The 13282-nt window shown below is 38.6% G+C and carries 10 protein-coding genes; 4 read left to right on the top strand and 6 right to left on the bottom strand.

The features are described from left to right. Positions 1-117 precede the first annotated feature (117 nt). From J7R13_RS05825 to J7R13_RS05850, 6 genes are all read right to left on the bottom strand, one after another. A complete protein-coding gene (locus J7R13_RS05825; RefSeq protein ID WP_208437875.1) occupies positions 118-1527 on the bottom strand; it encodes an FAD-binding oxidoreductase in 1410 nt (469 codons plus the stop codon). 2 nt (positions 1528-1529) lie between these two features. Beyond that, entirely contained in the window at positions 1530-2492 is a 963-nt protein-coding gene (locus tag J7R13_RS05830) for an L-threonylcarbamoyladenylate synthase (protein ID WP_208437876.1), read from the bottom strand. Beyond that, positions 2492-3130, bottom strand: a complete 639-nt coding sequence (locus J7R13_RS05835; protein WP_208437877.1) for a ribonuclease HII — start codon at positions 3128-3130, stop codon at positions 2492-2494. Before J7R13_RS05835 ends, J7R13_RS05830 begins: the two co-directional genes overlap by 1 nt. Before the next feature lie 301 nt (positions 3131-3431). Beyond that, a complete protein-coding gene (locus J7R13_RS05840; RefSeq protein ID WP_208437878.1) occupies positions 3432-4340 on the bottom strand; it encodes a 4-(cytidine 5'-diphospho)-2-C-methyl-D-erythritol kinase in 909 nt (302 codons plus the stop codon). Positions 4341-4590: 250 nt separating this feature from the next. After that, positions 4591-5439: a S49 family peptidase gene (locus J7R13_RS05845; protein WP_208437879.1), complete on the bottom strand. Its 849-nt coding sequence runs from the start codon at positions 5437-5439 to the stop codon at positions 4591-4593. A 184-nt stretch (positions 5440-5623) separates the two neighbouring features. Further along, positions 5624-6415: a tRNA1(Val) (adenine(37)-N6)-methyltransferase gene (locus tag J7R13_RS05850; protein ID WP_208437880.1), complete on the bottom strand. Its 792-nt coding sequence runs from the start codon at positions 6413-6415 to the stop codon at positions 5624-5626. Positions 6416-6610: 195 nt separating this feature from the next. On the opposite strand from J7R13_RS05850, the gene J7R13_RS05855 reads away from it, so the two are divergent. From J7R13_RS05855 to glyS, 4 genes are all read left to right on the top strand, one after another. After that, positions 6611-7687, top strand: a complete 1077-nt coding sequence (locus J7R13_RS05855) for a polyprenyl synthetase family protein (RefSeq protein WP_208437881.1) — start codon at positions 6611-6613, stop codon at positions 7685-7687. A gap of 93 nt (positions 7688-7780) precedes the next feature. Continuing rightward, positions 7781-9475 carry a tetratricopeptide repeat protein gene (locus J7R13_RS05860; protein WP_208432600.1) on the top strand — a complete coding sequence of 565 codons (1695 nt, stop codon included), beginning with the start codon at positions 7781-7783 and terminating at the stop codon, positions 9473-9475. 101 nt (positions 9476-9576) lie between these two features. Further along, on the top strand, positions 9577-10521 hold the full coding sequence (locus tag J7R13_RS05865; RefSeq protein WP_208437882.1) for a glycine--tRNA ligase subunit alpha: 945 nt from the start codon (positions 9577-9579) through the stop codon (positions 10519-10521). Next, the gene (gene glyS / locus J7R13_RS05870) at positions 10521-12743 is read left to right on the top strand and encodes a glycine--tRNA ligase subunit beta (protein ID WP_208437883.1); all 2223 of its coding nucleotides are present in this window, start codon (positions 10521-10523) and stop codon (positions 12741-12743) included. Before J7R13_RS05865 ends, glyS begins: the two co-directional genes overlap by 1 nt. Positions 12744-13282: the final 539 nt, after the last annotated feature.

The raw sequence follows: 13282 nt of genomic DNA on the forward strand, positions 1-13282 counted from the left end.
ACCCTTTAACAGCTTTTCTCCATTTGATTATTAAAAGATTGAATAAAAAACAACTGATTTCTTTTTTGGTTATTGAAATCTAAACGAAAACACATGACAAAATTCATCTTTCTTGAATTATAATATTTTTCCAGGATTCATAATTCCTAAAGGGTCGAGCATTTTCTTAATCCCTTGCATAATATCCAACGCAACAGGTGATTTGAAAGCGCGAAGTTCCTCACGCTTAAGTTGGCCAATTCCATGCTCAGCAGAAAATGCACCTTGATAATGCATCACTAAACTATGAATCCGATGATTTATTTGTGACCATAATTGTAAAAATGCTGCAGTATCAGCCCCAATAGGCTGCGTAATATTGTAATGAAGGTTTCCATCACCCATGTGCCCAAAACAAACCACCCACGCTCCTGGAGCAATATCTTCAACAATACGTGCTGCCTCAGCGATAAAATCAGGAATAGAAGTAAGAGGCACCGCAATATCGTGCTTAATAGACCCTCCCGCTAACTTCTGTGCAGATGGTATACTTTCACGCAATTGCCAAAAAAAATCTTGCTGCTTTAATGATTGTGCAACAACAGCCTCTTCTATCACAGCATTCTTTAAAGATTCTTCTAAAATAACACTTAGCACTGATAACGCCTCTTCATCGCTCTGCAATGATGAAATATTAATCAATACATACCATTCATGCTTATGCTCAAGGGGTGACCTCTCACACATCTTGTAGTCTAAAGCCATTTGCAAGCTGCGTTTTCCCATAAGCTCAAAACCAGTCAACATCGTCCCTCCATGACATTGAGCAAAAGATAAAAACTCAAGAGCCTTCGCTGGACTACATAAACCGACCAAAGAAACTGCTTTTCCTTTAGGCTTTGGAAAAAGCTTTAAAACTGCTGCTGTTATAATACCTAAAGTGCCTTCCGCACCAATAAAAAGGTTTTTCAAATCATAGCCGCTATTATCCTTCTTTACAAAACGCAAATCATCCAAAATACGTCCATCAGGCAAAACAACTTCTAAACCAAGACAAAGCTCACGCATATTGCCATACGCTAAAACAGCTGTCCCTCCAGCGTTAGATGAAAGGTTTCCCCCTATCTGGCAGGAACCTTCTGAAGCTAGAGAAAGAGGAAAAAAACGACCTGTTTCATCCACTTTTTTCTGTAAATTTTGCAAAATAACACCAGCTTCTACCACAGCAAAATTACCCTCAAGATTAAGACATCTAATCTTATTTAATCGTTCCATGGATAAAAGAACACCACATCCATTTTTATCTGGCTGTTGACCACCTACGAGACCTGTATTTCCTCCCTGAGGTACAATCGGCGTGCATGTTTGACTAGCTAACCGCATAATTGATGAAACCTCCGCTGTGGAAGATGGACGTAAAAGCAACGGTGTTTTTCCATGAAAAAGCCCGCGTTCTTCAATCAAATACGGTGCAATCAATGCTTGATCCGTTATAGCATGTGCCGCACCGACAATTTTTCTAAAGCTCTCAATTAACTCCTGCTCCATCTTCATTCCTCCTTTGGAGCTGCAGCACGTATCAAACGATCATTAATAGCCTCACCTAATCCGTATGACGGAATAGGTTCCACTGCAATAGATCTTACCTTGAGTGCATCCAATTCCTTCATGTATTGAAATAAATGAGAAGCAGCTTCTTCCAACTGCCCTGTTTCGCTAAGATTTAAAACAGAAACGGCGTTTTCAATATGCGCAATACGTTTAGGTCCAAATGCTAAAAGCGCTTCACCACTTTCTACCTTTTGCACATTTAAACGCACCGCAGCACTGGGTGCATAATGCGATCTTAACATACCTGGTGCCTCAATCGCAGCCCGCTGATCTATCCGTTTCAGCGATTTTCCTACAACTTCTTCAATCTCTTCAGACGAAAGTCCTCCAGGACGCAAAAGATAAATATCGTCATTACAAACCTTAATAATCGTTGATTCAAGCCCTATTTTAGAAGGTCCTCCATCAAGTATCAGAGGAACAGCCCCTCCTAAAGATGCAAAAACGGCTTCAGCCGAAGTAGGACTGAGACATCCCGATTGATTCGCACTAGGAGCAGCGAGAGGTCGACCAAAACATTGTACAACTTCTGCAAAATGGCTATCTGGAAAACGAACAGCCAATGTATTCAAACCAGAAGTGGTTAAAGGATGGATATTATGTTGTGCCTTTAAAGACAGAACGAACGTCAAGGGCCCTGGCCAAAACACTTCCATCAATCGACGTGAAAGAAAATCAATTTCAACGTAGCGTTCCGCCATGCTGATACTGCTTACATGCACAATAAGAGGATTAAATTGTGGACGCCTCTTTGTGAAAAAAATAGAAGATACTGCCCTCCCATTGGTTGCATCACCTGCCAATCCATAGACAGTTTCTGTCGGTAAAGCCACTAACTTCCCCTGTTTAAGAAGTGCAACTGCCTCTTTTATCGAAGCACTATTGAAAGGCAGAATCGTCATTAAATATCATCCCTGTAGCGCTCTTTAAGTGGTGCAAAACTATAACGATGTAATCCTACAACTGGCCCATATTTATCAAGAGCTGCACGATGCATTAGCGTTGCATAACCTACATGTTTTTCTAAACCATAACCTTTATAAACTTGTCCTGCACATTCCATCATCCGATCACGCGTCACTTTGGCAATAATAGATGCTGCTGCAATTGAAACCGAACGCTGATCGCCTTTAATCAAAGCCGTTGCCGAACATGCTAGCTCAGAAGGAACATCACGTCCATCAATGAGAGCATAGTGAGCTGGAATTGCTAATCCTGTAATACAGCGACGCATTGCTTCTAAAGTTGCTTTTCTAATATTAGACTGATCAATCGTACGGGCGCAAAGACTAGCAACCGAAATCGCTAATGCACTTTGCAAAATTTTATTATACAGTTTCTCACGTTGTAGAATAGAAAGCCTTTTTGAATCATTGAGCCCATCAGGAATATGGTCTTTATCCAAAATGACTGCTGCTGTCACGACAGGCCCAGCAAGAGGTCCACGTCCTACTTCGTCAACACCCGCTATATGAAAAAAACCCTGTTTCTGCAAATCCAATTCACATGCAAAATTTGGCTGAAGCGGTAAATTAAACATCTTTCATAAATCACAAATACCATAAAACCTACATCAATTTTCATAGCTTGCCTCTTTTCTGCAAGCCCTACAGAGTAAAAATAGCTCACCAAACGTCTTAGTTAATTCTTGCATAAGTATAAAAATAAAAGAACTAAATACAGAATATCCTGCACTACATTCGATTCCTCTTTTAGCGTATTATCCTAGCATGTGCTAACTTGATCTGGAAAACAAAAAACGCCCATTCTCTCGCTTAATCCTTCTATTATACATAACAGAATCGTTATCAAGCAAATCTTTGACCTTTATACTTTATCTCTCAAGTCTTTCCTAAAGTCATGATAGGTTTCACAAACCAATTTGGATGCATCGATTTGATAAAAAGAGCTGCCTTTTGGGCTGCTTGTTGATCTTTAAAAATACCAAAGCAAGTCGCCCCCGTCCCAGACATACGAGAAAACAGAGAGCCACATTCATCTAATGTAGATAACACTTGTGTTAATTGAGGTGCAATCTTTAAAGCAGGAGCGAAAAGATCATTACGCGTTTCTTGTAAAGTTTCAACCAATGAATCAACAGTCTTTAAGGCTACGGGATCAATTTTCAGAGGAGAATGATTGCGATTTTCCAAAGCCTTGAAAACAGCTTTCGTTGCAATTTGTTGACCATGATTAACCAATACCATTGCAAGAGAACAAGCTTCTTTTAGTCGTGTAATATCCTGCCCAATTCCTTTCACAAAAAGCGGCTGCTGATATTCCAATGCAAAGAGACACATTGGCACATCAGCGCCAAGCTCTAAACTCATTTCTGCTAATTTTTCACAAGAACAATCAAGATTCCACTGTTGACGCAATATACTCAAAACAGCGGCCGCATCTCCCGAACCACCACCAACACCTGAAGCAACAGGTAATGTTTTAATAAGCTGAAAGAAGGCAGGCTTAGCACTTTTAGGAAATTTTTTGCGCATAAAATCACGTGCGCAAATAACCAAATTATCTGAATCAGAAACAAGCCCATCCGCAAAGGGACCCGTTAATATGAAGCGATCACTTACACAAGATGCATAACCTAAACAATCACCGCTAAGACTAAAATAAACCAAACTTTCTATTAAATGATAACCATTAGAACACTGACCCACAATATGCAAAGCTAAATTCAATTTAATAGGTGTAAATATATAAGAATGCTCTTTGAAAGGAGCCTGTACATCCGATATCATCTGACGTCATATTCACCTGTGTAAGGATCTTTCACCAATGTGCCCCTTTTATCCATATTTGGTTTAATTTCTGTACAATCAATACCCTGTAATATCTTCTGCAATCGTTTCCTCAAGAAACAAGAAGAGCTATAATACACAACAAACCGAATGCAACCATTCGCACCATTGCAAGTTTTTCTCTTTCTCACAACTATTTTTAGGCAAAATTATTAACACTATTGAGTATCTATCAAATTATTATTTCCTATCACAAACCATAACGCTGCCAAAGCGCTCGCTCTTGTGCTGCCATCAACGCACTGTCAACTGCTGTATAAACTGCATGAGCAGCAACTCCTGAAGGAATTTTAGGCCCTAAAAGGCTTTTTGGAGGAGTAATTAATCGAAGTTTGGTATCATCCCCAAATCGCTCCTTAATAACAGATCGCACATCATTCAATCCATCGATAAGGCCAAGTTCAAGGCTTTTCTTTCCACTCCAAAACATCCCTGTAAAAATATCTGGATCATTTGATAGCTTCGCTGCACGCCGTTTCTTAACCAAATCAATAAAAGTTTGGTGAACCTCAAGTTGCAGAGACTTCAAATGCTCAACATCTGCCTTCTTTTCAGGCTGAAATGGATCTAGTGTGACTTTATTTTTTCCTGCCGTATAAACACGCCGCTCGACACCAATTTTCTTCAAAAACTCAGGAAAACCAAAGGATGCTGAAACAACCCCGATAGAACCAACAATCGAAGAAGGATCAGCAAAAATCTCATCCCCCGCACAAGCAATCATATAACCACCCGATGCAGCTACATCCTCGATAAACATAAGAACTTGCTTATTTTTTTCCTCTGCCAAATCACGGATACGCTTAAAAATAAGACGTGATTGCACAGCCGAACCGCCAGGGGAATTGATAATGAATGCAACAACCGGTGCTTTTTTGTACGCAAAAGCCTTGTCTAAAAGATTTGCACATCTACCTAATGAGAGTGTACGCGCTATTGATGTAGTTGAATCCATAATTGCCCCATGAAGGCGCACAACAGGAATTTCGAGTTTATTAGAACAAAAACGATGTGGAATAAGATTTTTGATAAAGTCCATCAAAATAACATCTCCTTATGAATTAAATAAGCAAGGACAGCAAAAAGGGAAAACACGATAACATCCAAAAGCGCCAATCAATCCCCACATTGCAATTAGAAATAAAATTTCACACAAATCTAAAATCCCCCTATAAATAAAGACTCATTTTAAATTTAAGCAATAAACTAGAAAACACAAGATATTATTTAAAAAGTTCCCACAAGCTTATATGCCCATTATTGATTGCATCAATCGGTGATGAAAAAGCGTGACCTTCGCCTTCATGTATAACTAATGCCGGTAATACAGATAAAGCCGCTCTGCTTCCTCGTTTTGCATAAAATAAAAGGCGAATTGCTGCTGTTGTCGCACGCGCGTGAACAGGAATTATACATATACTGCCAAAACGACCTTCTAAAGCATGCAAGATATCAATCAGCGATTGTGGACGTGCAATTAGCCCTAAATATCCACCTGGCTTAACAATTGCTGCTGCACTCCGCAACCAATTATCAAACATCGCTTCAGGCATAACATGTGCCTCAGACTTTTGCTTATCAGGTGTTTTGCGATCTGCAGGACTATTAAACGGTGGATTCATAATCGCAAAATCAAAAGAATTATCCACCAATCCTGCTTTTAAGCGATTTTTGCCTTTTAAAGTAACATCTGCTTCTAACAAAAAAACGCGCTCAGCAAGTTTTTCATTTTGTTTTAGCATAAGCGTTTTTTGTGCGTAAGATGCCATAAAGGCTGAACGTTCAACCAACGTAACATGAACTTTCAAACAACGCGAAGCAACCGCCAAACCCGCTGCTCCAGCACCAGCGCCTAAATCAACAACCTTTCCTTTTAAATTTTTGGGAACTAAACTGGCTAATAACATAGCATCCATGCCAGAGCGATGACCATATTTACGTGGCTGAACCAAATAAAACTTTCCACGATGAAAACTGTCAATTGTTTCATCACTTTGATTCGTTATTTCGTCCATTTGAAAACCTAATGTTCATCTTTATAAACTGCACTTTTTCCTATCAATTGTTGTTTAAAAAACTGTTTTAAATTTTTCTCACAACTCCATAACAACAATATTACACAAGCTTTTACAATATTCCTTACCAACATCATCCAAGACTTCTGCTTCAAAACAACCATCAAAAGCTTGAGTCAAAACGAAAGCCCCTTTATGCTAGTGGGCAAAATAGAATTCATATATGTCCATTGCAATACTCTAGGAGCAAACACATTGAGTGTAGCCACAAAACCAAATCAAACAAGAAATAATCAAATGTCTCTCCAATCCCTTATCAATCTTACCCAGTATGATATGGAGCGCGTAAATCAATTTATCCTCTCTATGGCAAAATCAGAGGTTGAAATGATCCCTGAAATTTCCAACCATCTTATTTCATCAGGCGGAAAGCGATTACGCCCAATGATCACATTAGCTTCCGCTCATATGTTTGGTTATCAAAACGACGGACATATAAAACTTGCAACCGCTGTTGAATTTATGCATACAGCAACCTTGTTACACGATGACGTGATTGATGAAAGTAATTTACGACGCGGAAAATCTACTGCACGAATGATTTGGGGAAATCAAGCAAGCGTACTTGTTGGTGATTTCCTGTTGGGACAAGCTTTTAAAATGATGGTCGATGTTGGTTCTATAGAAGCGCTCTCTGTCCTAGCAAACGCTGCTGCAATTATTGCTGAGGGGGAAGTTATGCAACTTTCTGCAGCCAAAAATATACAAACCAGTGCTTCGGACTATCTCAAGATCATCAACGCAAAAACAGCAGCACTTTTTTCAGCTGCTGCTGAAGTTGGACCAATTATTGCGGGTTATAAAGATAAAGAGCGTTCTGCATTGCGTGAATATGGAACATTGTTAGGACTAGCTTTCCAATTGATTGATGATGCACTCGACTATGGTGGAGCTGCTAAACAGTTAGGAAAAAATATAGGGGACGATTTTAGAGAAGGCAAAATCACAATGCCTGTTATCCTCGCATATGCACGCAGTAATACGGTAGAAAAAGCATTTTGGGAACAAGCTCTTGAAAACGGCAATAACAATGATGAAGCTTTCGCACATGCGCAATATTTAATAGGAAAATATGATAGCCTCTCAGATACAATAGAGCAAGCACGCATCTATGGAACACGTGCAACCAATGCTCTTGCTTCAATGAACAAAAACCCCGCTCACCATGCTCTCGTTGAGACTGTTGATTTTTGTATTGCGCGCGTAAACTGATTATTTGCAAGAATCAGATATTTTTCAACAAAGTAATTAGATATGATCTATAAACCACAAAATCTATTGATTATCTTGAAAAGGACTAGCTCTATGCACAGTGCAACAGTATCCCGCTTTTTTACTCTCTTTATTGCGGGTATCATGTTAATGCCTTCAGCTACCTACAGCAAAATAAACGCCACTATAAATACAACTTCATTTACAGGCGCCTATTTAGCTGGGAGAGTCGCAAATCATGAAAATAAAACAGATCTTGCTATAAATTATTTTAAACAAGCACTCGCTCATAAACCTGATAACATTGAAACACAAAAAGAGCTCCTTGAAGCCATGCTTTCTGTAGGCACATTCAAAGAAGCTGTTCAGCAAGCAAAAAAACTAAAAGAACAAGATATTATAACTCCCTTTGTTTCCTTGACATTATCGGTAGAAAGTCTCATAAGGAGAGATTACGAAAATGCCAAACTTCTTTTACAATTAAAAGTACCTCCAGAATCCAATAATCCAATAATTGAACTCATTGGTGCATGGGTTACATTCGGATCTGGACAAAAATCTCAAGCAATCGCTGATCTTGAAAAAATCAAAGGGCCTGCTTGGTACGACCTTTTTATACGTTATCATCTCGCACTCATGAGCGATCTAGCAGGACGTACACAAGACGCAAAAAAATATTTCATTCAAGCACTCAATAACAAACAGGGGACTCTTATCGCCCCTAATACCTATGAACGTATTATCATAGCTTACGCTTCATTCCAATTGCGCCATAAGATGCGCAATCAAGCTCTTCAGACTCTCAAGCATGGAGAACAAATGTTGTCAGGCCGAGAAGCACTCAAAAACATACGAGAAAAAGTTGAAAAAAACGCTTCCTTAGAAAAGTTAGTAAAAACACCTCAACAGGGAGCGGGCGAGGTATTGTACAACTTTGGAACAGCCCTCAACTACAAAAACTCAGGACAAATTGCACGTATTTTCAAACAGTTGTCTTTCGCCCTGTACCCTCAAAATGATGCAACATTGTTTCAATTGGCAAATATTTCTACTAAATTGGGGAATCCTAATCAAGCCATTAAACTTTACCGTGCTTTACCATACCAATCCCCTTATTATAGAGATGGACAACTTCAACTTGCATTTCTTCTTGCAAATAATAATAATTATAGTGAAGCCATCAAATTACTCTCGTCATTAAAGAAAAAATTCCCCAACGATCGCGCCGTTCTGATAACGTTAGCCGCTTTTTATATACAAGATAATAAATTTGTCGAAGCTACCCAAATGCTGGATCAGACGATTGCACAGATAAAAAATTTTCAACGAGAGGATTGGAAACTTTTTTACCAACGCGGTATCGCTTTCGAACATTTGCAACAATGGACAAAAGCCGAAATTGACCTGCGAAAAGCACTTGAATTTTTTCCTGATCAACCGCAAATCCTTAACTATTTAGGCTATTCACTTGTTGAACGTGGTGAAAAACTTGAAGAATCACTCCATATGTTGAAAAAGGCCTCTACATTACAACCGCAAAATAGTTACATCCTCGATTCTCTAGGATGGGCCTATTACAAACTTAAACAATATAACCAAGCTGTTCAAATACTAGAAAATGCTGTCAAATTACATCCTGAAGATCCAACATTAAATGATCATTTAGGTGATGCCTATTGGCAAGTTGGACGCAAACGTGAAGCAATATTTCAGTGGAATCATGCAATTGATGGGGAAGCAAAAAACTCGAAGGAAATCCAAAAGAAATTGAAAATTGGTTTGCAATAAATAACGAGGCTTGACCATAATCCTATGAAACAATAGACAGGTATAAAAGCTGAAGTCCCTTTAGTTGCTGTCTATTGGTTAAATGTTAAAGAGTATAAAGCGTGAAACTACCTGAACATCTCAATCCAAAACGTTCTTTTCAGGGACTTATCTTAACTTTGCAAAATTATTGGGCTCATTATGGATGCGCAATTTTGCAACCTTATGATATGGAAGTCGGTGCCGGCACTTTTCATCCGGCCACAACACTGCGCTCATTGGGACCACGCCCTTGGAAAGTGGCATACGTCCAACCTTCTCGACGCCCAACAGATGGTCGATATGGTAAAAATCCAAATCGTTTACAGCACTATTATCAATTCCAAGTTCTCCTCAAGCCTTCCCCCCCCAATTTACAAGAACTTTATATAAAGTCACTACAAGCCATTGGTCTTGATACAAAACTTCATGATATTCGCTTTGTTGAAGATGATTGGGAAAGTCCAACGCTCGGGGCTTGGGGACTTGGATGGGAATGCTGGTGTGATGGAATGGAAATTTCCCAATTTACTTATTTTCAACAGGTTTGCGGCATTGAGTGCGCTCCCGTTTCAGGAGAACTTACCTACGGGCTTGAACGTCTAGCAATGTATATACAGGGTGTTGATAATGTCTATGATCTTAACTTTAATGGTTTAGATGGCGAAAACAAAATAAGTTATGGAGATATTTTTTTACAAGCAGAGCAGGAATATTCATACTACAATTTTGAGTTTGCGGATACCAAATTGCTGCACCAGCATTTTATCGATGCAGAACGCGAATGCATCGCACTTCTTGAGGCTGGACAACCAAATCAAGAAAATGGCTTACATCTGTGCGTTTTTCCAGCTTATGACCAATGTATTAAAGCTAGCCATATCTTTAACCTTTTGCAGGCACGTGGCGTTATTTCTGTGACTGAACGACAAAGTTATATTCTTCGCGTTCGTGATCTCGCGCGCCGTTGTGGAGAAGCTTTCTTGCTAACAAAAGCTGGTCAAATATCCCCTAAAGGAGAAGCCTAATGTCTGATCTTCTTCTGGAACTTTTTAGCGAAGAAATCCCTGCTCGCATGCAACGCAAAGCTGCTGCTGACCTCAAAAAATCTGTTACAGATCAACTTGTGAAGGCAGGATTAACCTATAAAGTTGCCTGTGAATATTGGACACCTCGTCGACTAACATTAGACGTACGTGGAATTTCTATGCGCTCAAAAGATATCTATGAAGAACGCAAAGGACCCAATACAAAATCACCGCAGCACGTAATTGACGGCTTCCTGCGCGCGACAGGACTGAGTAATATTTCTGAAGCACAGATTGCACATGATAATAAAAAAGGTGATTTTTATATCGCTAAAATCATCAAGAAAGGTCGGAAAGCAGAAGAAATTATTGCCGATATTTTACCAAATATTATTCGCAATTTTCCATGGCCAAAGTCTATGCGTTGGGGTGAAGATTCAGCAAAAAGTGGAGTACTAAAGTGGGTTCGATCTTTACAAAACATTCTTTGCGTCTTCGGACCAGAAATTGGTGAAACCTATGTTATTCCATTTACAATTGATTCTCTCAAAAGCAATAATCTAACCTATGGTCATCGCTTCTTAAGTGACGGAAAACCACTCCAAATTCGCCGCTTTGATGATTATATTGCTCAACTTGAAGCCCATAAAGTTATTCTCGATGCTGAAAGGCGAAAGAATATTATTTTGGCGGATGCTCAAAATCTTTGCTTCGCAAACGGTTTAGAACTGGTTCAAGATAATGCCCTTTTAGAAGAGATTGCTGGCCTTGTTGAATGGCCTGTTGTCCTTATAGGTAATTTTGACAAATCTTTCCTTGATATTCCTCCAGAAATCATTCGCTTGACCATTCGAGCTCACCAAAAATGTTTTGTAACCCGTAATCAGGGCGAAAAGATCAAGCTCTCTCATCATTTTATTCTCGTTTCTAATATCCTTGCAAATGATGAAGGAAAAGAAATTTCTAAAGGAAATAGTAAAGTTGTCTGTGCTCGTCTTTCCGATGCACTCTATTTTTGGCAAACAGACCAGCATAATTTACCCGATATCAAGAAGTTGGAATCTTCTGCAAAAAAATTTGATCTTGATTTAAAGAAACCTCTCGATCAAAGGATGGCACGACTTGATCATTTAAATGTAACTTTCCATGCAAAATTAGGTACACAAGGTGCAAGAGTAGAACGAATTGCTACCTTAGCACAAAAAATTGCTCCTTTAGTGCAAACGGACCCTCTCTTAGCTAAACGTGCGGCAGTGCTTGCAAAAGCTGATTTACAGACAGAAGTTGTCGGAGAATTTTCTGAACTGCAAGGTCTAATGGGACGAAAATACGCTCTTCTTCAAGGAGAAAGTCCTCGCGTAGCTGAAGCAATCGAAGACCACTATAAACCCCTAGGACCAACAGATCGTATTCCACATGAACCTCTTGCTATAACAATTGCGCTAGCTGATAAAATTGATACGCTCATTGGTTTTTGGCTCATTAATGAAAAACCAACCGGTTCAAAAGATCCCTATGCGTTAAGACGAGCAGCATTAGGAATTATTAAGCTTGTGCTTTCGCGTGACTGGAAAATCAATCTTATGCCACTGTTTAATCTGGCAATAAATCTTTTTTTACAACAAAAAATAAAACACGAGATATTTCCGATAGAAACTGAACAGTCGCAGAATATACTTCCAGAAAAAGTACAATATATTTTAACAGACCTGCTGTCCTTTTTTCATGAACGTTTGAAAATTTATCTAAAAGAAGAAGGTGCTCGTTATGATGCTATTGAGGCAGTCTTAAACAAAGATGCTGATGACTTTTTGTTAGTCACGCGTCGTGTTGAAGCACTCATTGCTTTTATAAATACAAGTGAGGGAAGCAGCTTTTTAGCCGCTGTAAAACGCACTGTAAATATTCTTGAGAATGCATTCCAAAAAGGCACCATAATAGCAAACGAAATTACTCCTGAACTCTTTATTGAAACAGAAGAAAAACAGCTTTATCAAGAAATCATTGAGGTAGAAAAAAAAGTTCATAATCATATCAGTGCAATAAATTTATCAGGTGCACTCAATACGCTAGCGCCACTCAGAAAATTTATCGATATATTTTTCGAAAAAGTATTGGTGAACGATAAAAATCCTGATATTCGCACTAACCGTCTCGCTCTTCTCAAACGTATCCATACCATTACAGAAGCAGTAGCAGACTTCTCGAAACTTGTAATTTAAAAATTAAACACTCTCTAAACTAAAAGAATAATGAAGATAAAATTCTCCTACTTTTTGTCATTGAACATTAAAAAAACATTGGAAAAATTTCAGTACGAAGCTTGAGACAGTTTTAAGAGCAATTGTAGAACTTATGATGTAAATATTACTTTATAATAATTGGTAAAAAAGTTGCGTAATCATCAAATACAGTAAGAACTTTCAACTCTCTCATTAGAATAACAAATCATTCTCTTGCACTTCACAAGTGGGGTCAATACATGAATAAAAACTATTTGAAAAAAAAGTAAATACACCTCTTATGTAGCATCTAAATGCCACAGCCATAACCTTTTGAGCTTATAAATAAAACAATGGTACTGGCTTGTATTTTCACAAGCAAAAAGATAATAGCATCCTATAGATTTTGCGTTATATCTTTCATAGGTAGGCAAAAAAATGAGCTTGAGGACAAGGCGAGGCGTTTTTTTTAAAACTAAGTGTAGAAATTAGTAGTACAAGAGAAAGTGTAAAAAGATAAAACACTCAATCTTGAAAAG

This window comes from Bartonella taylorii 8TBB, assembly GCF_902825155.1.
Classification (GTDB): domain Bacteria; phylum Pseudomonadota; class Alphaproteobacteria; order Rhizobiales; family Rhizobiaceae; genus Bartonella; species Bartonella taylorii_A.

What these genes read in the sequence shown, in the direction of transcription:
- J7R13_RS05845 (WP_208437879.1), bottom strand. Translation starts at nt 5,439, where the DNA reads ATGGACTTTATCAAAAATCTTATTCCACATCGTTTTTGTTCTAATAAA.
- J7R13_RS05825 (WP_208437875.1), bottom strand. Translation starts at nt 1,527, where the DNA reads ATGGAGCAGGAGTTAATTGAGAGCTTTAGAAAAATTGTCGGTGCGGCA.
- J7R13_RS05840 (WP_208437878.1), bottom strand. Translation starts at nt 4,340, where the DNA reads ATGATATCGGATGTACAGGCTCCTTTCAAAGAGCATTCTTATATATTT.
- glyS (WP_208437883.1), top strand. Translation starts at nt 10,521, where the DNA reads ATGTCTGATCTTCTTCTGGAACTTTTTAGCGAAGAAATCCCTGCTCGC.
- J7R13_RS05830 (WP_208437876.1), bottom strand. Translation starts at nt 2,492, where the DNA reads ATGACGATTCTGCCTTTCAATAGTGCTTCGATAAAAGAGGCAGTTGCA.
- J7R13_RS05850 (WP_208437880.1), bottom strand. Translation starts at nt 6,415, where the DNA reads ATGGACGAAATAACGAATCAAAGTGATGAAACAATTGACAGTTTTCAT.
- J7R13_RS05855 (WP_208437881.1), top strand. Translation starts at nt 6,611, where the DNA reads ATGCTAGTGGGCAAAATAGAATTCATATATGTCCATTGCAATACTCTA.
- J7R13_RS05860 (WP_208432600.1), top strand. Translation starts at nt 7,781, where the DNA reads ATGCACAGTGCAACAGTATCCCGCTTTTTTACTCTCTTTATTGCGGGT.
- J7R13_RS05835 (WP_208437877.1), bottom strand. Translation starts at nt 3,130, where the DNA reads ATGTTTAATTTACCGCTTCAGCCAAATTTTGCATGTGAATTGGATTTG.